Source organism: Deinococcus alpinitundrae, assembly GCF_009982895.1.
In the GTDB taxonomy this organism is placed as follows: domain Bacteria; phylum Deinococcota; class Deinococci; order Deinococcales; family Deinococcaceae; genus Deinococcus; species Deinococcus alpinitundrae.
In genome coordinates this window covers 38,721-61,583 of the sequence record NZ_WXZL01000006.1, presented here as the reverse complement: position 1 = coordinate 61,583, position 22,863 = coordinate 38,721, and the positions used below count along the sequence as shown (strand labels likewise).

20 protein-coding genes, 1 pseudogene and 1 riboswitch are annotated in these 22,863 nt (G+C 64.4%); of the genes and pseudogenes, 8 read left to right on the top strand and 13 right to left on the bottom strand.

Annotated elements, in window-relative coordinates; translation table 11 throughout:
• Positions 1-20: 20 nt before the first annotated feature.
• Positions 21-1,499 (top strand): S41 family peptidase, encoded by a 1,479-nt coding sequence (locus GUI70_RS07210; protein WP_161881632.1) that lies wholly within the window; start codon positions 21-23, stop codon positions 1,497-1,499.
• Positions 1,500-1,502: 3 nt separating this feature from the next.
• Here the strand turns inward: GUI70_RS07210 and GUI70_RS07205 are convergent, their stop codons facing one another.
• Positions 1,503-2,384 (bottom strand): phosphotransferase enzyme family protein, encoded by an 882-nt coding sequence (locus GUI70_RS07205; RefSeq protein ID WP_161881631.1) that lies wholly within the window; start codon positions 2,382-2,384, stop codon positions 1,503-1,505.
• Positions 2,385-2,432: 48 nt separating this feature from the next.
• Complete coding sequence (locus tag GUI70_RS07200) at positions 2,433-3,341, bottom strand: LysR family transcriptional regulator (RefSeq protein WP_161881630.1); 909 nt, start codon at positions 3,339-3,341, stop codon at positions 2,433-2,435.
• A 201-nt stretch (positions 3,342-3,542) separates the two neighbouring features.
• Here GUI70_RS07200 and aceE point away from each other — a divergent pair, with 201 nt between their 5' ends.
• From aceE to GUI70_RS07185, 3 genes are all read left to right on the top strand, one after another.
• Positions 3,543-6,245: a pyruvate dehydrogenase (acetyl-transferring), homodimeric type gene (gene aceE, locus GUI70_RS07195; RefSeq protein ID WP_161881629.1), complete on the top strand. Its 2,703-nt coding sequence runs from the start codon at positions 3,543-3,545 to the stop codon at positions 6,243-6,245.
• Between the two features lie 69 nt (positions 6,246-6,314).
• Positions 6,315-8,084, top strand: coding sequence for a dihydrolipoyllysine-residue acetyltransferase (aceF, locus tag GUI70_RS07190; RefSeq protein WP_161881628.1), 1,770 nt, complete (start codon positions 6,315-6,317; stop codon positions 8,082-8,084).
• Between the two features lie 10 nt (positions 8,085-8,094).
• Complete coding sequence (locus GUI70_RS07185; protein ID WP_202630421.1) at positions 8,095-8,760, top strand: RNA ligase 1 family protein; 666 nt, start codon at positions 8,095-8,097, stop codon at positions 8,758-8,760.
• 3 nt (positions 8,761-8,763) lie between these two features.
• Here the strand turns inward: GUI70_RS07185 and GUI70_RS07180 are convergent, their stop codons facing one another.
• The 5 genes and pseudogenes from GUI70_RS07180 to GUI70_RS07160 form a co-directional block, all read right to left on the bottom strand.
• Complete coding sequence (locus tag GUI70_RS07180) at positions 8,764-9,222, bottom strand: c-type cytochrome (RefSeq protein WP_237724785.1); 459 nt, start codon at positions 9,220-9,222, stop codon at positions 8,764-8,766.
• Complete coding sequence (locus GUI70_RS24960) at positions 9,216-9,653, bottom strand: cytochrome b N-terminal domain-containing protein (protein ID WP_272952857.1); 438 nt, start codon at positions 9,651-9,653, stop codon at positions 9,216-9,218. Before GUI70_RS24960 ends, GUI70_RS07180 begins: the two co-directional genes overlap by 7 nt.
• Before the next feature lie 94 nt (positions 9,654-9,747).
• A pseudogene (locus GUI70_RS25215) lies at positions 9,748-9,996 on the bottom strand (cytochrome b N-terminal domain-containing protein); the annotation flags it as partial.
• Between the two features lie 149 nt (positions 9,997-10,145).
• On the bottom strand, positions 10,146-11,981 hold the full coding sequence (locus GUI70_RS07165; RefSeq protein ID WP_161881624.1) for a thiamine pyrophosphate-requiring protein: 1,836 nt from the start codon (positions 11,979-11,981) through the stop codon (positions 10,146-10,148).
• Between the two features lie 503 nt (positions 11,982-12,484).
• Positions 12,485-12,820 (bottom strand): (2Fe-2S) ferredoxin domain-containing protein, encoded by a 336-nt coding sequence (locus tag GUI70_RS07160; RefSeq protein WP_161881623.1) that lies wholly within the window; start codon positions 12,818-12,820, stop codon positions 12,485-12,487.
• Between the two features lie 59 nt (positions 12,821-12,879).
• Between GUI70_RS07160 and GUI70_RS07155 the strand changes: the two genes are divergently transcribed.
• Positions 12,880-13,770 (top strand): EamA family transporter, encoded by an 891-nt coding sequence (locus GUI70_RS07155; RefSeq protein ID WP_161881622.1) that lies wholly within the window; start codon positions 12,880-12,882, stop codon positions 13,768-13,770.
• A gap of 1 nt (position 13,771) precedes the next feature.
• Here GUI70_RS07155 and GUI70_RS07150 read toward each other — a convergent pair whose 3' ends face one another.
• The 4 genes from GUI70_RS07150 to GUI70_RS07135 form a co-directional block, all read right to left on the bottom strand.
• Positions 13,772-14,206 (bottom strand): hypothetical protein, encoded by a 435-nt coding sequence (locus GUI70_RS07150; protein WP_161881621.1) that lies wholly within the window; start codon positions 14,204-14,206, stop codon positions 13,772-13,774.
• A gap of 20 nt (positions 14,207-14,226) precedes the next feature.
• On the bottom strand, positions 14,227-15,015 hold the full coding sequence (locus tag GUI70_RS07145) for an ABC transporter ATP-binding protein (protein ID WP_161881620.1): 789 nt from the start codon (positions 15,013-15,015) through the stop codon (positions 14,227-14,229).
• Complete coding sequence (locus tag GUI70_RS07140) at positions 15,015-16,034, bottom strand: FecCD family ABC transporter permease (protein ID WP_438503458.1); 1,020 nt, start codon at positions 16,032-16,034, stop codon at positions 15,015-15,017. The genes GUI70_RS07145 and GUI70_RS07140 overlap by 1 nt, the downstream gene beginning before the upstream one ends.
• A 92-nt stretch (positions 16,035-16,126) precedes the next feature.
• A complete protein-coding gene (locus GUI70_RS07135) occupies positions 16,127-16,987 on the bottom strand; it encodes an ABC transporter substrate-binding protein (protein WP_161881619.1) in 861 nt (286 codons plus the stop codon).
• 117 nt (positions 16,988-17,104) lie between these two features.
• Positions 17,105-17,256, bottom strand: a riboswitch (cobalamin riboswitch).
• Between the two features lie 161 nt (positions 17,257-17,417).
• Between GUI70_RS07135 and pheS the strand changes: the two genes are divergently transcribed.
• The 3 genes from pheS (at position 17,418) to pheT (ending at position 21,518) form a co-directional block, all read left to right on the top strand.
• Positions 17,418-18,437 carry a phenylalanine--tRNA ligase subunit alpha gene (pheS, locus tag GUI70_RS07130; protein WP_161881618.1) on the top strand — a complete coding sequence of 340 codons (1,020 nt, stop codon included), beginning with the start codon at positions 17,418-17,420 and terminating at the stop codon, positions 18,435-18,437.
• Between the two features lie 106 nt (positions 18,438-18,543).
• A complete protein-coding gene (locus tag GUI70_RS07125; protein ID WP_237724764.1) occupies positions 18,544-19,023 on the top strand; it encodes an NUDIX hydrolase in 480 nt (159 codons plus the stop codon).
• Between the two features lie 35 nt (positions 19,024-19,058).
• A complete protein-coding gene (pheT, locus tag GUI70_RS07120) occupies positions 19,059-21,518 on the top strand; it encodes a phenylalanine--tRNA ligase subunit beta (protein WP_161881617.1) in 2,460 nt (819 codons plus the stop codon).
• A gap of 73 nt (positions 21,519-21,591) precedes the next feature.
• Here pheT and GUI70_RS07115 read toward each other — a convergent pair whose 3' ends face one another.
• Both GUI70_RS07115 and rocF read right to left on the bottom strand, forming a co-directional pair.
• Complete coding sequence (locus GUI70_RS07115; protein ID WP_161881616.1) at positions 21,592-21,912, bottom strand: putative quinol monooxygenase; 321 nt, start codon at positions 21,910-21,912, stop codon at positions 21,592-21,594.
• 58 nt (positions 21,913-21,970) lie between these two features.
• Positions 21,971-22,855, bottom strand: coding sequence for an arginase (gene rocF / locus GUI70_RS07110; protein ID WP_161881615.1), 885 nt, complete (start codon positions 22,853-22,855; stop codon positions 21,971-21,973).
• Positions 22,856-22,863: the final 8 nt, after the last annotated feature.

Here is a 22,863-nt window from a genome sequence, read left to right as displayed (position 1 = left end):
GCTGCGCCACAATACGGAGCGTGAACCGATTGCTGACCCGCCGCACCCTTCTGCTCTGCGTGGGCCTCCTGAATGCCTGCGCCGCCGTACCGCCGCCCACTTCGCTCCCACCTGCTTCCGGCAGTTCGGGCGACGACGTGCCCAGCGTGCCCAGATTGATCCGCCCGGCCCAGCCCAACTGTGCGGTGCGGAGCCTGGCCGCGCAGCTCAGCGGCGGCGATCTGGCCCGGTTGAGCTACACCACCTTCGCGCCCAGCCTGAGCACGCAGGCGAGCAGCGCGACGCTGGCGGGCCTGCTCACCGCCACCCGCACGGCCATCAATACCAACTATTACGGCTTCAGCACGGTGGATTTGCAAGCGCTCCACGAGACCTGGGAAGCCAGATTCCGTGCCGCGTTCGGTTCGCTCAAGCAGGCCATTCCCAGCGCCGCCGACGCTTTGATGAATCAGTACGTTTCGGGCGTCAACGACGAGCACACCTTTTACCTCGACCCCGCCGACTACCGAGCGCTTCAGGACCAAAGCAGCGGCGCACCCACCCCCTCGCCCAGATTCGGCTTTCAGTTCGCGGCCGTGCCGGGCGAGGACGGCGTGGTGCTGACCGACGTGGGCGCGGGCACGCCTGCCGAGGACGCAGGCCTGAAGCGCGGCGACACCATTCTGAGCGTGAACGGCGCGGCCCTCAGCCGCAGCAACCAGACTGACGGCGACGCGGCCAGCGCCTACTCCGGGCTGCTCGGCGCGGCAGTCAAGAGCGGCCAGAGCGTGACGCTGGACATCCGGCGCGGCGAGACCCGATTGAGTGTCGCCGTGACGCCGCGCATCATCGCCAGCAGTGCACTGCCGTCGGGTCAGCTCGTCGGCCCGGCGTACCTGCTGCGGATTCCCTCGTTCGCCACCGAGGGCACCGCCCAGCGCGTGCATGAGCTGGTGCGGGCGGCCCAAAAAGCTGGCGCCAGCCGCCTGATTCTGGACCTGCGCGGCAACCGGGGCGGGCTGGTCAGCGAGGCCACCGCCGTCAGTGCCGCGTTTGCGCCCAAGCTGGCCGGTCAGACCCTGGAATTTCTCGACGCCCAGGACTACACCTTCGCCTACCAGGGCAGCGGCGCGGTCGGTCAGGTGACGGTGAGCGGGGTGTGCTTTTCCGGCAGCCAGCCGCTCACCACCATTCAGAATCCGGCGCTGTGGAATGGGCCACTGGAGGTGCTGGTCAATGCGGACAGCGCCAGTGCCAGCGAAGTGGTGACCGAGACATTGCAAAACGTCGGAGCCACCGCGCTGGGCGAGGCGACGGTGGGCGTCGGCAACACCGCCACCCAGATCGGCGGTCTGCCGGGGAGCCGGGGCCTGAGCGTCACGGTGGCACGCAGCCGCTCGCTGGGCGGCGCGTACCTGACCGCCAAAGTTGCGCCGAACGTGACGGTGGCCGACGACCTGAAAGCGCTGGCGCACGGCCAGGATCTGCCGCTGCAAGCGGCGCTGACCAGGGGACAGTGACGTCTAGCGACCCTTAAGAAGCTCCGGCAACTGCTGGCGCAATTCGGGCAACATCACTGTGTCCAGAAACCCGCGCTCATGTTCTCGCGCCGCCAGAAACGTCAGATTCGTCAGCGCCGCAGCGATGGTGTAGGCGCTGCGGTGCGCTTCAACGTCGGTTGGCAGCGGTGAAACACGCTCGTAGCCGTGCAGAAGAGCGGCGCGCGGCCCAGCTTCCAGAGAACCCAGCGCCGAAGCCAGGTCAAAGCCCAGCGGTCCAAAGCCGCAGGCGTCGAAATCTATCGCCGCCACCTTTGAGCCGCGCCAGACGAGATTGCCCGGATGCAGGTCGGCATGAATCAGGTGCCGGGCAACGGGGTCGGCGAAAGCAGGCACAGCGCTCAGGGCCGCTCGTTCAAGCAGCGGCAGATCCGGGGTCAAGCACTCAAGGCCGCGCAAGGTGGCCAGCACCCGTGCCAGATGTCCCTGATCGTAAGCGGGGCGCTCAAAGCCCACCGGGGGAGCAAACGCCCGCGCCGCGAGATGCAGCCTCGTCAGCAAGGCGCCCGCCGCCTGTCCCTGCGCCTCGTTGAGTACCTGGTGAACTTCTCCTTCCAGCCAGCTCAGCAGCGAGAAGCGCCGCTCATCGTCGAGCAAAATGAATTTCCCGGAGGGCAAAGTGACCGGCCGCTGCACCTCCAGAGCGCGCCTGTGCAGATCACTCAGCCACAGAAGTTCAGATTCCAGCATGTTCAGGCTCAGATGCTCCGAGCGGTGCTGGCGTAGCAGGAAGCGCTCGCCCGACGCTGCGGCGACCATGTGATTGGCATTCTGGGTGTCGCCGAGCGGCTCTAGCGACGCAGCGACGATCCCGTAGCGTTCAAGAATGCCTTCAAGATCGAGCATGGATTGACCTTACGGGCATAGGCGTTCCGGCAACATCCGCCAGACGGCCTAGCCCTGGCCCGCTTCCCCCACCCGCTCCGACACCAGCACTTCACGCGCCACCGCCAAAAAAGCCCGCACCACCGGGTTGTCGTCGTGCCTGCGCCGCACCGCCACGATGTCCACAATCGGCGCGCCCTGCACCGGGCGGTAGGTGACGCCCGGCAGCGAGACACGCTCGAAAAAGTGAATCGGCAAAAAGATGCCCAGACCCGCCGCCACCAGCGAGAGCAGGGTCGGCACCTCGATGGCTTCCTGCACGATGCGCGGCGCAAACCCCGCCGAGGCGCACCAGCGCATCACCTGATCAAAGTAGGTGGCCCTGATCTGGCGCGGAAAGAATACGAACGGTTCCTGAGCGAAGTCGGCAATCTGCAACTGCGCTTTGAGGGTCAGCGGGTGCGCGCTCGGCAGCGCCGCCACCAGCGGCTGACGCCACAGCGCCTCGGCCACGAAGCCCGGATCGCGCACCGGCAGCAGCATCAGCCCGATATCGAGCTGAGCGCTTCGCAGGCCCGCTTCCTGCTCCTGGGCGGTGAGTTCTTGCAGATCCACACTGACGTTCGGGTAGCGCTCACGAAAGGTCCGCACCACCTCAGGCAAGCCGCCGAATACCATCCCCGACACGAAGCCCAGCGTCAGCCGTCCGACCTCGCCGCGTGCGGCCCGCCGGGCACGCTCGATCACCTTATCGGCCTGCTCCAGCGTGGCGCGGGCGGCTTCCAGAAATTCGCGCCCCGCTGGAGTGAGCTGCACCCGCCGGGTGGTTCTGAGCACCAGCGGCACGCCGACCTCGTCTTCCAGATTCTTGATGGAGTTCGACAAGGCCTGCTGCACCACAAAGACCCGCTCGGCGGCGCGTCCGAAATGTTCCTCTTCAGCCAGGGCAACAAAGTGCCGCAGGTGGCGCAGTTCCATGTGGCTCCTTTAAGAGGTGGATTTGAGAAGATGAAGCACCAGGAGTGAGGGCCGACTTCTCTATCTTCCATTATCTACCACTCAATTTGGTGAATGAACGCTTTTTAGAGTGTTGGCACGCGGCAATGCCCGGCATTAGACTGAAAGGCGATCACAAGACAGCTGCTTTCCCGCCCCGCCGCACGCAGAGGAGCACCCCGCATGACACAGATTCGTCCCCGCGCCACCCTTCCCGCCCCAGAGCGCGAAAAACTCAACGAAATAGAAAAGCAGGAGTGGCTCGACTCTCTGGCCTTCGTGATGGCCAACGCCGGAGACGACCGCGCTGCGCAGCTCTTAGAGGACCTGGACTACTACGCTTACTTTCACGGCGCGCCGATTCAGTTCAAGCAGAACACGCCGTATCTCAACACCATCGACGCCGACAAGCAGCCGGTCTATCCCGGTGACATCGCCCTGGAACTCAAGATTCGCAACATCATCCGCTGGAACGCGGTGGCGATGGTGGTCAAGGCCAACAAGAACAGCGACGGCATCGGTGGGCACTTATCGAGCTACGCTAGCACCGCCGAACTCCTCGAAGTCGGCTACAACCACTTTTTCCGGGGCCACGGCGCGGGCCAGGACCGCGACCTGCTGTTTTACCAGGGCCACACCTCGCCGGGCATCTACAGCCGCAGCTTTCTGGAAGGGCGATTTGACGAGGGCCACCTCAACCGCTTCCGGCGCGAGCTGAGCAAGGAAGGCCCCGGTCTGGCGAGCTACCCGCACCCCTGGCTGATGCCCGACTACTGGGAGTTCCCGACCGTCAGCATGGGCCTGGGTCCCATCCAGGCAATTTATCAGGCCCGCTTCATCAAGTATCTGGAAAACCGCAAACTCAAGCCTGCCGGAGACGCCAAGGTCTGGGCCTTTCTCGGCGACGGCGAGATGGACGAGCCGCAAAGCATCGGGGCGCTGAGGTTTGCCGCCTACGAGAACCTCGACAATTTGATTTTCGTCTTGAACGCCAACCTGCAGCGCCTCGACGGGCCGGTGCGGGCCAACTCCAAGGTCATTCAGGAATTCGAGGCGCTGTTCCGGGGCGCGGGCTGGAACGTCATCAAGGTGGTCTGGGACGGCAAGTGGGACGAGCTGCTCAGCAAGGACTACAACGGCACCATCGTTAAGCGATTCGAGCAACTCGTCGACGGCGAGTCGCAGCGCTACGCGGCCTTCGGCGGTAAAGAGTTGCGCGAGAACTTCTTCAACACCCCCGAACTCAAGGCCCTGATTGAGGGCTGGAGCGACGCCGACCTGGAACTGCTCAACCGGGGTGGACACGACGTCAACAAGGTATACGCGGCGTATTCGGCGGCCATTCAGCACAAGGGCAGCCCTACCGTGATCATCGCGCGCACCATTAAGGGCTACGCGCTGGGCGAGAGCGCCATGGCCCGCAATGTGGCCCACAACGTCAAGAAGCTCGACTTCAGCGCCCTCAAGACCCTGCGCGACACCCTCAAGCTGCCGCTCACTGACGATCAGGTCGAGCATCTGGAGTACTACAACCCCGGCCCCGATTCGCCGGAAGTCAAATACATCAAAGAGCACCGCGCCGCGCTGGGCGGGGAGATTCCAGCGCGCCACGTCGAGTACCAGATGCCGCAGGTGCCGGGCCAGGATTTTTATCAAGAGTTCACCAAGGGCAGCGGCGAGCGCGAGGTCAGCACGACCATGGCGATGGTGCAGGTCATCAGCAAGCTGCTGCGCGACAAGAACATCGGCCAGCTGATCGTGCCGATCGTGCCGGACGAGGCGCGCACCTTCGGCATGGACGCGCTGGTGCCGCGCATCGGCATCTACTCGCCGCGCGGTCAGACGTACAAACCCGTCGACAGCGGCTCCTTGATGGCCTACAAGGAATCCAAAGACGGCCAGATGCTGGAGGAAGGCATCACCGAAGACGGCGCGATGGCCTCCTGGATCGCGGCGGGCACGGCGTACGCCAACCACGGCGTGCCGACGATTCCCTTTTATGTTTTCTACAGCATGTTCGGGTTGCAGCGCGTGGGCGACCTGGTGTGGGCCGCCGCCGACCAGAAGGCCAAGGGCTTTTTGATCGGGGCCACCGCCGGGCGTACCACCCTGGCTGGTGAAGGCCTCCAGCACCAGGACGGCAACAGTCTGCTGCAAGGCTACGTCGTGCCGAACCTGCGGATGTACGACCCCGCCTTCGCCTACGAGTTGGCCGCCATCGTCGAAGACGGCATTAAGAAGATGTACGTGGACGGCGAGGACGTTTTCTACTACATCATGGTGGACAACGAGAACGAGCTTCAGCCCGCCGCGCCCGCCGTGGAAGGGCTGCACGACGCCATCGTCAAGGGCATGTACCGCTTTCAGAAATCGGAGAGCAAAGCCAAGCTGCGTGCCCAGTTGCTTGCCAGCGGCCCGGCGATGGGCGCGGCCCAGGAAGCGGTCAAGCTTCTCGAAGGCTACGGCGTGGCCGCCGACATCTGGAGCGTGACGAGTTACAAACAGCTCCACCAGGAAGCGCTGGCCGTGCAGCGCCGTAACATGCTGCACCCCATCGAAACGCCGCAGGTGAGCTACGTGGCCCAGCAGCTCAGCAAGGAGAATGCCCCCGGCGTGCTGGTATCGGTCAGCGATTACGTCAAGCTTGGCGCAGACGGCCTCAACGGTCACCTCGACCGCAAACTGTGGACGCTGGGCACCGACGGCTTTGGACGCTCGGAAGCCCGCGAGGAGCTGCGTGACTTCTTCGAGACCGACGCCCGGCACGTCACGGTGATGGCGCTCTATGCCCTGCTGCGCGACGACAAGATCAAGGGTGACGTGGTGCAAAAAGCCATTACCGACTTCGGCATCGATCCGGAGCGCTTGATGCCGGTGCTGCGCTGAGGGAATCCTTTTCCTTAAACTTCCCGCTCCACGACACTTCACCCAAAACGTCACCAAAAGGAGCCGCACATGGCCACAGAACTCAAACTGCCCGAAGTGGGCGACAACATCGAGCAGGGGACCGTCGTCAGCGTGCTGGTCAAGGTCGGCGACACCATCGAAGCGGGCCAGGCCATCATTGAAATCGAAACCGACAAAGCCGTGGTGGAAGTCCCTGCCGAGGCGGGCGGCACCGTCGCCGAACTCAGGGTCAAGGAGGGCGACAGCGTGCCGGTGGGCGGCGTCATCCTGACGTTGGCAGATGGCGCGTCGGCCCCGGCCCAGGGCGTGCCTGCCGCGTCGCCCAGCCAGGGCGGCGGCGACGAGGCCATGTCGGTGGAGTCGGCGCCAGTGGCCGTGCCCACTGCCGTGCAGCAGCCCAGCCCCGACCAGAGCAGCCCCGCACCGACAACTTCCAGCAGCGCCGGGCAGGACATCGTGCTGCCGGACGTGGGCGACAACATCGAGCAGGGCACGGTGGTCACGGTGCTGGTCAGCGAGGGCGACGAGATTGCCGAAGGGCAGGCCATCGTGGAGCTGGAAACCGATAAAGCGGTGGTGGAAGTGCCGTCCAGCGCGGCGGGCAAGGTCGCCTCGGTGGCGGTCAAGGTCGGCGACTCGGTCAAGATCGGCGGCGTGCTGCTGACCCTGGCTGGCGGAACAGGGACGGACAGTGCGGCTCCGGCCCAGAGCGCCCCAGCGCCTTCAGCGTCTGCCAGTTCCGACAACATTACCGAGCAGCCCAACCTGCCGCCCGCCGCCCAGCTTGGCGGGGCCATCGGCTCGGTGGCCCCAGCGCCCGGCACCTACAACACCCAGACCTTCGACGGGCGCGACGTGGTTCACGCGGCTCCCAGTGTCAGGCGGCTGGCCCGCGAACTCGGCGTGAACATCAAGTCGGTGCAGGGCGCTGGCCCCGCCGGACGCATCAGCGCCGAGGACGTGCAGCAGGCGGCCAAGGGTGGCGCTTCGGCTCAAACGGCTCAAGCTCAACCTGCCGCCGCTGCTCAGGCTCCCGCTCCGCAAGCCCCTGCTGTCTCTCAAGCGGTGCCTGCCCCGGCAGCCCCGAGCACCACCAAGTTGCCCGACTTCGAGAAATGGGGCACGGTGCGCCGCGAGGACATGTCCGGCATCCGCAAGGCCACCGTTCGCAGCATGAACGCCTCGACCAGCATTCCGATGGTCACGCACTTCGACAAGGCTGACGTGACGCGCATGGAAGAGGTGCGCAAGCAGTTCGGCGCGCGGGTTGAGAAGGCGGGCGGCAAGCTCACCATGACCCACATCCTGATGAAGGTCGTGGCCAACACCCTGCGCAAGTTCCCCAAATTCGGCGCGAGCCTCGACCTGGACAATCAGCAGGTCATCTACAAGGACTACGTGAACCTCGGCGTGGCGGTAGACACCCCCAACGGGCTGCTGGTCCCGGTGCTGAAAAACGCGGATAGGCTCAGCATCACCGAGATGGTGCTTGAGCTCAACGAACTGGCTGGGCGCGCCCGTGACCGCAAACTCAAGCCCGACGAGATGCAGGGCGCGACCTTTACCATCAGTAACCTCGGCGGCATCGGCGGCTACGCCTTTACCCCGATTGTCAATTCGCCGGAAGTGGCGATTCTGGGCGTGTCACGCGGCGGCTTCGAGCCGGTCTGGAACCGCGAAACGGAGACGTTCGAGCCGCGCAACATGCTGCCGCTCTCGCTCAGCTATGACCACCGCCTGATCGACGGCGCGGACGCGGCCCGCTTCGTGCGGGCGATTGCCGAGTCGCTGGAAGACCCGTTCCTGATCTCGCTGTAAACGAGTTGCTGTGATCTGGCCCCTGCCGCAGTCGGTGGGGGCCACTTCTTTGGAGATAAGCCATTTGACGCAACCGAACCCAGCTCTCCCTGACTACACTGACGGCGAGGAAAACGTCATGCAGAAAATCCAGAGCTTGTTTCAACGCAATTACGACACAGACCGCCTGGTTCGGGATGAGCTTGTGCCAGGAGCAGAATGGGTACGTGCCGGTGAGGGCGTTGCCACCCGCAAATGGGATGGGACCAGTTGCTTGGTGCGCGGCAAGCAGCTCTTCAAACGCTATGACGCTAAGAAGGGCCGCACGCCCCCGCCGGGTTTTGAGGCTGCTCAGGAACCCGACCCCGTGACCGGCCATCATCCCGGCTGGATTCCGGTGGACGACAGCCCAGGCGACGCCTACCACCGCGAAGCCTGGGCCAGGGCTGGTGCGGCCCTGCCAGACGGCACCTACGAACTCATCGGGCCGAAAGTCCAGGGCAATCCCGATGGGGTGGCCGAACACCAACTCATCCGGCACGGCGAATCACTGCTTGAAGATACGCCGCGTGACTTCGGTGGATTGAAAACCTATCTGGAGGCACGTCCCGAGATGGAAGGGATCGTCTGGCATCATCCGGATGGACGAATGGTCAAGATCAAACGCAAGGACTTTTTCAAAACGGCACGGCGCTGAGGCTCACTTCCGCGTTGCCAGAAAGCCCACCACGTCGCGCAACTGCTGGGCCGTCAGCACCCCAGCATACGGCGGCATGCTGGCCGCGCCGTTCTGGATGCGCCAGACGAGTTGATCGCGGCTCAGGCGCGCGCCTACCTGACTCAGATTGGGGCCGCGACTGCCGCCCTGCCCGTCGATCTGGTGACACAGGATGCACGACTGTCTGTGGAAGAGGGCCGCGCCGCGAATCACCAGATTCGTGCTGCCCGTCGTCTGCGCCCTCAGCGGCGGCGCTTTGAACTGCGGCAGCCAGGGTTCACGGTATCCGACCACCGTCAGGCTGAAGACCAGGCCCACCATGACGACCACCGCTGCAATCGCCCAGGGACGGCGGCTGGGCGATTGCTCGCCCTTGCTGCTGACGAGCGGCATGGCCAGCAGTGCCACCAACGCCAGCAGCAGCGCGGCGATGATCATGATATTGGTAATGCCGTAGGGCCACAGCGCCAGGACCGAGAAGTACCAGTCAGGTACCAGTCGGGCTTGGGGTCGGCCTGCACGATGCTGGGGTCGGACGGCTGGCCGAGGGCGGGTGCACCAATCTTCCAAGCCAGAAACACCATCAGCAAAATGAGAGCGCTGCCGAACACCGTGTCGCGCCAGGCTGCGTCGGGCCAGAAGGGAACGCCGTCACGCGCCACGCGGGCCTGGTATTCCTGCTTGTAGATCTGCGGATTGACCTTGCACCCTGGAACCTTCGGCTCGCTGATGCCGTTTCTGAGAACCAGAAAGACATGCAGCCCGAACAGCCCGAACATGATCTCCGGGAACCAGAAGACGTGCAGGCTGAACAGGCGGGTCAGGGTGGCGGCGTTGAGCATGTCGCCCGCCAGCAGAAAGCGGGCCAGCACTGGGCCAATGACGGGCGCGCGACGCCTGATCCACACCGACGACCACACTCCACAAAGCATTCTGATCCCAACGCAGGGTCTGGCCGCTAAAGGCCAGCGCCAGCATCAGAAACAGCAGCAGCACCCCGCTGAGCCACTGCACTTCGCGCGGGTACTTGTAGGAAGCCATCAGGTAAACGCGGGCCATGTGAACGCCCGCCATCACGACCATCAGGGACACACCGAAGTAGTACAGCCCGCGCACGATGGCCTCGAAGCTGCCAGGCCTGGAGATCTGCTGAAGGCTCTGATAGGCGGTGGCGGTCGCCGGCTCGAAGAACATCGCCAGCGTGATGCCGCTCACCACCTGTAAGATGAAGGCAAACAAAGTAGCGCTGCCGAACACGAAGGCCCAGCCGCTGCGCCTCGGCACCCGGTGGCCCGCCGCCTGGTTGATGCGGCTGACCAGCCCGGTGCGGTCTTCCAGCCGACGACCTTGCCGTGCTGGTTGTCCTACTTGTTTCTCTCGCCTTCCTTGTCCTGCCCAATGTGCAAGATGCCTTTGGCGCGCTCCACGCCCTCAGTGAACAGTGCCTTGGCCGAGTCCACAATCACGCTGGCTTCTTCGGGATCACCTTTCAGGAGCGCCTTGGCGGTGTTGAGCAGGTACTCGCGGCTGATGTGGGCTGGAATCGGCGGCACGTTCTTGTCCACGTAAGCGTCAATAAGCGTCACGCCCCGGTGGGCAAAGGCCTCGTCCCAGGCAGCCCCCACGTCGTCACCTTTCTTGAGCCGGATGCCCTTAAAGCCCAGCAGCTCGGCGTACCCGGCGTAATCCATCGACTCCACGTCCTGCGAGGTCGCCCATAGCGGATTGCCGTCCTCGGTGCGCATTTCCCACGACACCTGCTCCAAGTCGTCGTTGTGCAGCACCAGAATGATGAACTGCGGGTTTTCCCAGTCTTTCATGTACTTCTTGATGGTGATCAGTTCGTTCATGCCCAGCATCTGAAACGCCCCATCACCGATGGTGCAGATCACGCTGCGCTCGGAATAGGCGAACTTGGCCGCCGTCGCATACGGCATGGCCGCCAGCATGGTTGCCAGCCGCCCAGAGAGGTCGCCCATCATGCCCCGGCGCAGCCGGATGTGGTGGCCGTACCAGTCGGCGGTGGTGCCCGCGTCGCAGGTGACGATGGCCTGCGGGGGCAGCCGCTTATTCAGCTCATGAAAGACCAAGCGGGGATTGAGCTTCTCGTACTCCACCTCAGCCTGCGCCTGCTCTTCCTGATCCCAGTCGCGCATGGCGTCGGCGAGCATCATCTGGAAACTCAGGTCGGTCTTGGTGTCCAGATACGGAATCAACGCCGTCAGGGTGGCTTTCACGTCGCCCCATAAATTGACCTCGGTGGGGTAGCGCAGCCCCATCTGTTCGGGCTTGAGGTCCACCTGAATGGCCCGCGCCTGCCCGGTCTTAGGCAGAAACTCGGCATACGGGTAATTGGTGCCGAGCATCAGCAAGGTGTCGCAGTCCTTCATCATGGTCAGACTGGGACCGGAGCCGAGCAGGCCGAGTTGCTGGGTGTGGTGCGGCACGTCGCTGGGCACCACCTGCTTGCCGCGCAGGGCGGTGATGATCCCCGCTCCGGTCAGCTCGGCCACCTTCAGCACCTCGTCGGTGGCTAGGCGCGCGCCGTGCCCGACGATCATGGCGACTTTCTGGCCCGCATTGAGAATGGCAGCAGCCTTTTTCAGTTCGTCTTCCGGTGGGGTAATGGAAATGGACGGAGCCACAGCGCTGCTGCGCGACACCCAGTGTGCGCGGCCCGCATCCTCCATCTTCATACCCTGAACGTCGTGCGGCAAGATGATCACGGCGGGCGCGAGGCGGGTTCGGGCGGTGCGAAAGGCGGTGTCGATGACTGCCTGGGCCTGCTGAGGCGAGACGATGGTCTGCACGTAGCAGGCCACGTCGGCGAAGGTGCGCTCCAGGTTGTTTTCCTGCTGCTCGAAGGTGCCCAGCGAGGCCAGCCCCTGCTGCCCCACAATGGCGACCACCGGCTGATTGTCCATCTTGGCGTCGTAGAGGCCGTTGAGCATGTGAAACGCGCCGGGGCTGGAGGTGGCGATGCAGACCCCGACCTCGCCGGTAAATTTGGCGTGTGCCGTCGCCATCAGCGCGCAGAGTTCCTCGTGGGTCGGGCGGATGTACTTCAGGCCCTCGCCTTTTCGCTGCGCCTTGCCCAGGGCCCCGTCAAATTCGCCGATGCCGTCGCCGGGAAAACCGAAGACCCTTGTGACGCCCCACTGCTGAATCCGGTCGATCACAAAATCGCTGACAGTGCTCATGCACTTCCTCCTTTGCGCCAGGTTTGTTTTTGCAGAGCGGGGCGCTAAAACACCGTACATGATCCTGAACATGCCCCGGCTCGGTATCCAACTCGTCTGTTTCACGCCGCCGCCTTGCCGTTTCTCCCGCTCGTCTCGACTAATGGTCCTTAGACGCGGGAATTCTACGTTCCTTTCAACCGTCACCCCAAAATCTGACAAGAAGATGAAACCTAGTTTTACCAAAAGGCCGAATATGGGCACATAGTTAAGGCAAAACTCATGAAATCGGTGTCTACCTTTTGATTGGAATCTAGTCCATTCTGAATTTTCACTTCGCACAGTTCACTGTCCCAGAGAGCCATTCCGTTTAAAACTCAACTCAATATAAAGCGGCCCATGCCTCACTCCAAAACAGAAACTAGGCCTTTCAAAAGAAGAACACTTCTATATACTTCGTATGAAATCAATGACGCGCCCGAACGTTGGGAAATCACTTCGCAGCGCTCAAATCTCGCTTGAATTCAGGGGCCGTAGCGCTGAAGATCGGGGAGTTCGGTTTCGTCGTGCATCGCCTGCGCGACCTGCCGGGCGAGGGGGAAGTCCACCGCCGCGTACCAAGCTTCTTCCACCACGCCGTTCCTGGCGCGGTAGCACGCCATCACCGGTCCAAAGCTACACGCGCCCAGGCAACCGGATTCGGTCAGCCGCAGGCTGCCACCGGTCTTGTAGTAGACCAGTTTGTCACGCTCCAGCGCGTTCCAGAGAGCGCGGTAGAGCAACTCGGAGCCGCGCGCCTTGCAGTTGGTGTGCTGGCAGATCAGCAGATGGCCTCGGGTGGCGAAGAAGGTGGGCGGCACCCGTGAAGGCTACAGGCTCGGCGGCGCTGAATGGAGGGCACTTGTGACAGAGTGAAGCCATGCCGCTCCGAAGCCTCCTGCTGGCCCTGCTGATTACCTTCATCTGGGGCGTGAATTTCGTGGTCATCAAGCTGAGCGTCACCGAGGCCCCGCCGCTGCTGGTCGCTGCCCTGCGCTTTGCGCTGGCCGCCCTGCCCGCCGTGTTCTTCATTCCGCGCCCCAAAATGCGCTGGCAGATTTTTCTGGGCTATGGCGTGGCGGTGGGCGTGGTGCAGTTCGGGCTGCTGTACCTGGCCATTCAACTCGGCCTCGGTGCGGGGCTGGCCAGCCTGCTGATGCAGATGCAGGCCTTTTTCACGGCGATCCTGGCGGCCCTGCTGCTGCGCGAGCGCCTGCCCGCCAACCAGATTCTGGGCATCACGCTGGCCTTCGCGGGCATGGCCGTTATCGGCTTACTGGCCGACCATCACACCAGCGTGGTCGGGCTGGTGCTGGTGCTGGTCGCTGCCTTCGGCTGGGCCGTCAGCAACATTCTGGTCAAGTCGGCGGGTAGTGCCAACATGCTCAGTCTGGTGGTCTGGTCGGCCCTCATCCCACCGATTCCGCTGACCCTGATGACCGGGCTGACCAGCGGCTGGGCCAGCATCGGCCACACCCTGACCCACAGCGGCCCCGGCTTCTGGGCAGCGGTGGCGTTCATGGGCTACTTCAACACGGTGCTGGGTTTCGGCATCTGGAACTGGCTGATTCAGCAGCACGGAGCCAGCAAAGTCGCGCCGCTTTCCTTGCTGGTGCCGGTATTCGGCCTGCTCAGCAGCGCCCTCTATTTTCAGGAAAGCTTTCCGCCGCTCAAGGTGCTGGGCGCGGTGCTGGTGTTCGTCGGCTTGATCGTGCATGTGTTCGGCGGGCGGTTGGTCGAGCGCTGGAAGGTGCAGGGCGTGGAAGCCTGAGTCAAGCGGGTCGCCACTGCCACCAGGTGTAGTGAGATTCACCCTGCTCCACGTCGTAGTCGCTGCCGCAGACGGCACACCGACACCGGTACGTCATAGTCCAGTCGGGCGGCGTGTGGCTCAGAATCCTTATCCGCTTGGCCTGGGCTTCCTTCTCGGGGTCATAAAACAGGTAACCGGGATAGACTGAGCAGGAACAACGTCCGTCCCGCCGCGCCCGCAGTACGCGCAAGGCCTGCTGAAGATGTTCGCGGTTGGGAAAGAATGCCCCGCCCAGATCGAGGTCAGCCGTGCCGCGCTCGATCTCCGGCAGATGGCGCACCAGTTCGATCAGCGCCAGGTCGTCGAGCTGGATCACCGCGCAGGCGCTGGCCCACACCTGCACGGGATCGCGGGAGAGCAGATCAGCCAGCAATTCGTCTGGGCGCAGAGCCATACGCGATGCTAGCGCAGCCCTCAGCCTTCCGGGACCACCACCAACCTGCCGCCGTGCCGGATCACGTCCACCCGCACGCCGTAGACCGCTTCCAGATGTCGGGGTGTCAGCACGTTCTCGGCACGGCCCTGCGCCACCACCCGGCCTTCACTGAGTAGCAGCAGATGATCGGCGCGGGCGGCCAAGTTGAGGTCGTGCAGCACGGCCACCACACCCAGACCGTTATGGACCTCCTCCCGCAGCGTTTTGATCAGGTTCAGCCCGTAAGCCAGATCGAGGTGGTTGGTGGGCTCGTCAAGCAGCAAAAAATCCGGCTCGGCGGCCAGGGCGCGGGCCAGCGAGACGCGCTGCTGCTCGCCGCCCGACAGCTCAGCGACAGGGCGATCAGCAAAGCGGGCGGTGTCGGTGCGCTGCATGGCGCAGGCGATTGCGCCATCGTCGTCGGCGCTCAGGCCGCCAAACGAGAGCGGATTGCCAGGAAACAGGCCCCACAACCACTCCCCTGCCCCGCGCCCCAACGCCACCACGTCGCGCACCTTGGTGTCTGGTGGCAGCGCCTCGGTCTGGGCCAGATACGCCAGCGTGCGGGCGCGTTCGCGGCGCGAGTGGCTGGCAAGGGAACGGCCCTGCCAGCGCACCTCTCCGCCCTGCACCGGCGTCAGGCCCGCCAACGCCCGCATCAGGGTGGATTTGCCCGCACCGTTCGGCCCGATGATGGCCGAGAACGCCCCGCGCTCGAAGGCGGCGCTGACCTGCTGGACGGCCAGCAGATCGCCCGCCCTCACCGAGACATCCAGCGCTTCCAGCATTACGTTTTTTGCCTTCGGAGCAGATACAGAAAAAACGGTCCGCCCAGCAGCGTCGTCACCACGCCCACCGGCAGTTCGGCGGGCCGGGTCAGGGTGCGGGCCAGCAGATCCGACAGCACCAGCAGTGTGCCGCCCGCGATGGCCGAAATGGGCAGCAGAATCCGGTGGTCTGCGCCCCACAGCCGCCGCACCAGGTGGGGCGTCACCAGCCCGATAAAGCCGATGATGCCTGCGTAGCTGACCGCGCCCGCCGTGCAGAGACTGGCCGCCACGATCACCAGCAGCCGGAGCCGCTCCACCGGCAATCCCAGGCTGCGGGCAGTCAGATCGCCGAGTTGCAGGGTGTTGAGCGCCCTGGCGAGCAGCAGCAGCGCTCCGCCACCGATCAGCACGTAGGGCAGGAGCCTCCCCACCTGCGGCCAGCCCGCAAACGCCAGATTGCCCAGCGTGAAGGCGAAGACCTGCCGGATGCGGTCGGCATTTTGCAGCAGCAGGTAAGTCGTGAACGCCGTCAGGATACTGCCGACCACCACCCCGGCCAGAATCAGGCGGGCGGGCGGCAACCTGTTGCCCTCGCGGGCGATCAGCAGCGCGGTGAAGACGCTCAGCATTGCGCCGGTCAGCGCGAACAGCGGCAGCCACAGCGTCGCCAGCCCCAGCGCGATCACCAGCGTTGCGCCCAGACCCGCACCGCTCGCCACGCCCATCAGGTACGGATCGGCCAACGGGTTGCGAAAGACCCCCTGAAAGGCCCCGCCGCTGACCCCCAGGGCTGCGCCCACCAGCCAGCCCAGCGCCACACGTGGCAATCTCAGTTGCCAGACGATCACGTCGTTGCCGCTGAGTTCGGCCCCACTCAGCCCATGCCCGATAGCCTTCAGCGTGTCGGCGGGCGAAATGGGCACACTGCCCAGACCCACGGCCAGCAGTACGGTGGCGAGAGTGGCGGCCAGCAGGAAAAGCGTGGGGAGGGCGGGGGAAGACGCGGCACGCCTGGGAAAGGTCTTCACGGCGCTCACGTCACCCCCTCTCCTGCGGCGCTGGACAGTCCCCGCCTTGCCGCTTCCGCAAGAGGTGGTGAGGCGAACCCGCTCTTCCCACCCGCCAGCTCCTACTTGAACAGCTCAGGATGAACCAGCTTGGCCAGCCCCAGAAACGCCTGCGGCAAGCGCGGGCCAGGGCGCGAGAGGATATGGTCCAGCGCGTCGTCCTTGATCACCCGGCCCGATTTTACGGCGGGGATGGTGTTCCAGCCGGGGCGGGCTTTGGCCGTTGCCAGATCGACGCCGAAGATCAATTGCGGGGCCGACTTGACCACCAATTCGGGGCTGATCTTGGGAAAGTCGCCCAGCGCGGCCGGAATGATGTTGGCGCCTCCGGCTTTGCTCAGCAGCACGCCGACAAAGGAATTGGGGCCGACCGTGTAAGGCGTCGGATCGATTTCGTAGTAGGCGGTGGGTTTCTTGACCGCATTCTTGGCGAGAATCTCGACCCTGGCGATGTCGCGGCGCATCTGCGTGACGAGTGCGGTGGCCTGGGCCTGGCGGTTGATGATCTTGCCGAGCAGCTGCGTCTTGGAAAACACGTCCTCGTAGGTTTCGGGGTTGACGGCCAGCACGTTGATTCCGGCGTTGGTCAGCGGCGCGGTCAGGTCGCCGTACTTGCTGACGATGACCAGATCAGGCTTGAGCGCCACCACCGCCTCGATGTTGGGCTGATACAGGTTGCCGACTTTGGGCAACCTGGTCACCGAAGCGGGAAAGTCGCTGTACTCGTCCACGCCCACCAGCTTGTCGCAGCCGCCGATGGCGCAGATGGTTTCGGTGTTGCTCGGCAAAAAGCTGACGATCCGCAGCGGTTCGGCCTTCAGCGTCACTTTGCGGCCGGTGTCGTCGGTGAGGGTCAGCGGGTAGGCGGTGGCGTGGGCGGCGGTGGTGAGCAGCGCCGCACTCAGAAACATCAATTTATACATGAGGAGTCCTCCTCCCCAACGAAAAAGCCGCCCGACCAGACATGTCTCTGGGGGCGGAAATAAGCGTCCAGCTGTGCAATCAACACATGCCGAGCGTTTCCCTTTCCGCGAGGGTCAAGCTGCGTCTTCGGCGAGGCGGGCATTCGGACTCGGGCTGAGTGAATTCAGCCTTACCGCTGCGCGACAGTGCCGGAATGGGCCGTGAGGCCGTCACCGGGCTTCCCCCGCGCTCGTCGCCGCCAGTCTACACCTTGACCCCAACACCGGCGAGCGGCTAGGCTGGACGCATGTCGCCCCGCGCCGGTACACCTTCGCCGTTTTTTGGCTGTGGGGCTGCGCTGACTTTTTAGAGTTGAGCGCCCGCTGCCCCGTCTGTGATCGCAGGCGGGGCCTTTTTTGTTGAATATCTTCACTGAAGGTCAGGAGAAAAATGCAAGAGCAAGCACTTCAAGAAATTGCCGCTACCGCCGACGTGGAAGCGCTGCAACAGGTCAAGACCAAATATGTGGGCAAGTCCGGCCTGGTGACCAGGGAACTCGGCAGTCTCGGCAAGCTCCCGCCTGAGGAGCGCAAGGCACGCGGGGCCGAGATCAACGCCGTGCGGGCCGCCCTGGACGCCGCCCTGACCGAGCGCGAGGGCGTGCTGAAACGCGCCGCACTCGACGCCCGCCTGGCTTCGGAGGCAATTGACGTGACCCTACCGGGTTTGCAGCTGCCTGCCGGTGGCCTGCACCCGATCACCCGCGTCTACGACGATTTGATCGGAATTTTTACCCGGCTGGGCTACGACACGGTAGAAGGCCCGGAGGTCGAGGACGAACACCACAACTTCGAGGCGCTGAACGTGCCGTGGTATCACCCGGCCCGCGACCTTCAGGACACCTTCTGGCTGGAAGACGGGCGCTTACTGCGGACGCACACCAGCCCCATGCAGATTCGCTACATGGTCGATCACACGCCGCCCCTCAAGATCGTGGCACGCGGCAAGGTCTACCGCTACGAGGCCACCGACGCCACCCACGAGGCCATGTTTCACCAGCTCGAAGGTCTGGTGGTGGGCGACGGCATCAAGATGAGCGACCTCAAGGGCACGGTGGCCGAGATGGCGCGGGGGCTGTTCGGAGCGCGCGCCAAGGTGCGCTTTCAGCCGAGCTATTACCCGTTCACCGAGCCGGGGGCCGACTTCGCGGTGTGGTGGGAGAATCCGCGCGGCGAGAGCAAGTGGCTCGAACTCGGCGGCTGCGGCATGGTGCATCCCAACGTGTTCAGGGCGGTGGACGATCTGCGCGAGGCAGCGGGCAAGGAGCGCATTTACGAGGGCAAAACCGGCTTCGCTTTCGGGCTGGGGCCGGAGCGCATCGCCATGCTCAAGTACGGCATCCCCGATATTCGGTACTTCTATGCCAACGATCCGAAGGTGATCGGGCAGTTTCGAGGGGCGCTGGGGTGAGTGGAGACGCGGCGGTAGAAAAACGTCCGTCTTGGCCGCCGCTGGCATGTTTGAGACGTGAACTCCAAAAGGCGTCTGGTTTCCAGCAGAGATGAGGAGCACTTCAATGCAGGAACTCCCTGAAACTTTTGCCGTTCCCTGTGTTGGTGCAATGATCCACCGTGAAATTGGCGGTCAACCTCAGATTCTGATTCAGGAGCGCCAGAAAAAGAGTGGCGGCGTGGAGAACGGCCTGTTGGAACTGGCCGCTGGAAAAGTGCGTGAGTACGAGAACATTTTTGACGCGCCCAAGCGGGAAGTTCGGGAAGAAACGGGACTGTCTCTCCTCAGCATTCAAGGCGAAAGCGAACGGACCGTTCGGACGATCAATGGCTACGAAGTGATGAGCTTCACCCCTTTTGCACGACCCAAAATCTCTCGGGCGGCTACTCCATCATCTTGCAGACGTTTCTCTGCCAGGCTGAGGGAGAGCTGCTCGGGTGTTCATCCGAGGCGCAGAACATTCGTTGGGTCTCTGTCGAGGCGTGCAGAGCACAGCTTGAGCGCCGCCCAGCGGACTTCTATCCACTTCATATCAATGCCCTGATGCAATATATGAGCACTTGACGAAAAAGGACACCCATGAAACTTCCCTACTCCTGGCTCCAAGAACTGATTCCCCAGCTTCCGCCCGTCAACACCCTCGAACCGGTCTTCGCCCAGCTCGGCCTGCCGCTGGAAGGCATTGACCCCGCCCCCGCGCCGCCCGCCGGGGTGCTGCTGGTCAGCGTCAGCGAGGCCGCAGCCATACCCGGCACACAACTGACCAAACTCACACTCGACACCGGCCCACACGGTCAGAAAACGATTGCCAGCGGCGCACCCAACGCCGTGGGCCTGCCCGCCGGAACGATGCTGGCGCTGGTCGTGCCCGGCACCAGGCTGGGCGACACGGAATACGGCGTCCGCAGCCTGCAGGGCGTAGAGTCCTGGGGCATGGCCGCCAGCGCCAAGGAACTCGGCATCGGCGAGAGCAGCGCGGGACTGCTGCTGTTTCCGGCAGGCACGGCCCCCGTCGGGACCCCCCTGGCTGATGTCTGGCCCGCCGACAGCGTGCTGGATATCGAGATCACCCCCAACCGCGCCGACGCCCTGAGCGTGCTGGGCGTGGCCCGCGATCTGGCCGCCTTTCTCAAGCTGGAACTCAAAGAGCCGTCGCAGGGGTTGGCCGCCAGCGGCCAGGGCCAGATCGAAGTGACCCTGCCGCCCCGCGCCGTGACGCTGGAGCGCGACCCCAGCAAAAAGTTGCGCTTCGGTTCCGATCACTTTTCGGCCCGCACCGTCAGCGGCGTGCACAACGGCCCCGCGCCGGTGGAGCTGCAGCGCCGCCTGACGCTGGCCGGAATGCGCTCCATTGACCTGATCGTGGACAGCAGCAATTACGTGATGCTGGAGCTCGGCCAGCCGACAGCCCTGTATGACCGCCGCGACGTGACCAATGACAGGATTCTGGTGTCGTTCGGCTTGCGGCAGGGCGAGAACGTCAAAGACCTGATGGGCGGCGAACATCAGGTCGGCCCCGAAGACCTGCTGATTCTGGACGGACGCGAGCGGGGCGTGATGAGCGTGGCCGACGCTTTCCAGACGGCTCAGACGCCCCAAACCGACGGCGGCGTGCTGGGCATCGCAGGCATCATGGGCGGCGATCACGGGCATGTGCGGGCGGACACCTCTGAAGTCGTCATCGAATCGGCCCATTTTGACCCAGTGCTGCTGCGGCGTACCGCCACCCGGCTGGGCCTCAAGACCGACGCGGTGTACCGCTACGAGCGCGGCGTCGATCCGATGCTCTCGCCTCGCGGGGCCAACCGGGTGGCCGAGTTGCTGGTCCGGTACGGCGGCGGCACGGCTGAGGCAGGCCTGACGACGGTGGGGACGCCAGAGTTGCCCGCCGACATTCAGGTGACCGGTGAACAGGTGCGCGGTTTGCTGGGCATGCACATCGACACGGGCGAAATGGTGGACATCCTGACCCACCTGGGCGCACAAGTGAAACAGGACGGCGACACCCTGAGCGTCACGCCCCCGACCTGGCGGGTGGACATGGTGGTCTGGCAGGATCTGGCCGAGGAAGTCGCCCGGTTGCACGGCTATGCCGAGCTGCCCGAAACCCTGCCCACCTTCAGCCCCCACCCCGACAACCACGGTGCGGGAGTCGTCAGCGCAGCGCGGCGCAGCCTCAAGGGCGCGCTGGCCGGACTCGGCGCTCAGGAAGTCGTGACCTACACCTTCACCAGTGACCCTGAAGCCGAGCAGGCCCGCAGCGAGGCCCCCAGCGTCAAGCTGCAAAATCCGCTGACCGCCGAGCGCACCGGCCTGCGCACCGCTTTGTATCCCAGTTTGCTGAAAGCCACCCAGAACCGCCCCAAAGGCGAGCGGGCGCTGCTGTTCGAGATCGGGCGCATCTTCCCCGCGTCGGGTGAGGCCGAGAAACTGGGCCTGCTGCTGCGCGGGCCGCTGGCCCCGAGCACCCATCAGGCGGGCGTGGCCGGAAGTTTCGCCGCCTTCAAAGGCCTGCTGGAATCGCTGGCGGCCGGGCAGGGCGCGGGCCTGGAGATTCGCCAGCTACGCGGCGCGGACGTCCCCCCGGCCCTGCACCCCGGCATCGCGGGCGCAGTCGTCTGGAACGGGCAGGAGGTCGGCTGGCTGGGCGCACTCCACCCCGAGATTGCCCAGGGGTACGGTCTCAAGGGCGACACCTACCTGCTGGAAGTCTCGCTGCCGCTGCCCGCTGCCGAGTGGGCTTTCAGCGATCCCAGCCGCGCTCCCGCCGCCTGGCGCGATCTGGCCGTCATTGCGCCGCAGTCGGTCAGCTACGGCGAGGTGGCTGCGCTGCTGAGGAAGGAAGTCGGGCCGCAGCTGGAAAGCCTGGAACCGTTCGACGTCTACGTGGGTGAGCAGATTCCGGAAGGCCAGCGCAGCGTCGCTGTGCGCCTGACGTTCCGGGGCGAGAAGACGCTGAGTGACAGTGAGGTGGACCCGGTCATGGAGCGGCTGATCGGCGCGGTGCGGGCGGCGGGCTGGGCCATCCGCGAGAAGTAAGACTGAAAACGAACACGCCGACTTCCAAAGAACCGGAGTCGGCGTGTTCGTTTTCATTGAAAGACGCCTCAGCTCAATGCAGCACCGATTTGGCAGTCGGCACGATCCGGGTAATCACCATCTTCTCGCGGATCATCAGCTGATTGGTGATCGGCGCGATTTCATTCTTCCAGTAGTCGTTGTCGTAGGTCGCGGCGTAAAGCTGCTGACGGTCGGCCTCATCCTCAAAGCGCCGCATCCAGATATAGATGTCCGGGTTCTCCTCGTCCACGAACGAGGCGGTAACGACCATGCCTTTGGAAACCTGAAAAGGAATGATCACTTCTTCCATGAACTTGACCAGTTCGTCCCGGCGTCCGGGCTGGGCGGTGTAGCGGCGCAGTTCGTAAAACATCGTTGACCTCCACGGGGTACGGCCCCAGCTTACCCGACCCGGCGAAACCAGACCACCCTCACAAAATTCGCTGCCCCAGCAAGCTCGCCGCCATGCCCACCATCACCTCGGCGGTCTGGTTGAGGGTATCCAGAATAGGATTGACCTCCACGATATCGAGGCTGGTGACCCGGTTCGATTCGGCGAACAGTTCCATCAGCAGGTGGCCTTCGCGGTAACTCAGGCCACCGGGCACGGGCGTGCCGACGCCGGGGCAGACCACCGGGTCGAGGGCGTCGGCATCGAACGACACGTGCAGACGCTCCAGATGGCTGAGGCGCTCCAGGGTTTCCTGGGCGATGCGGGTCATGCCGAGCTGATCCACGTCCTTCATGGTGTAGGTCTTGATGCCCGCCTCGGCCACCAGTTCGCGCTCGCGCCGGTCCACGCTGCGCAGGCCGATCATCACGATGTCCTCGGGCCGGGCGTGCCAACCTCCGGCGATGCTGCTCAGGCGCGCATCGCCCAGGCCGACCAGGTGCGCCACCGGCATGCCGTGAATGTTGCCGCTCTCGCTGCTGCCCGGCGTGTTGAAGTCAGCGTGGGCATCGACCCAGACGATTCCGGTGCGCCGACCCCGCGCCGCACCCGGTACCGTGCCCATGCTGATCGAGTGATCGCCCCCCAGCGCGATGGGAAAGGTGTGGGCGTCAAGGGCGCTGAGGCGCTGATACGCTCCGGTGCAGGCGCTCAGAATCTGGTCCAGAAACACCAGCCCCTGGTCCTGGTACTTGTCGGCAGTTTCCGGCACCGTCACCGGCACGTCGCCCAGATCGGTGACGGCATGGCCAAGTGCGCGCAGGGTGGCGGCCAGTTGAGCGTTGCGCAGCGCCGACGCGCCCATGTCGACCCCGCGCCGCCCCGCGCCGAGGTCCATCGGAATGCCCAGAATCGAGATGTCCATGTGCCCAT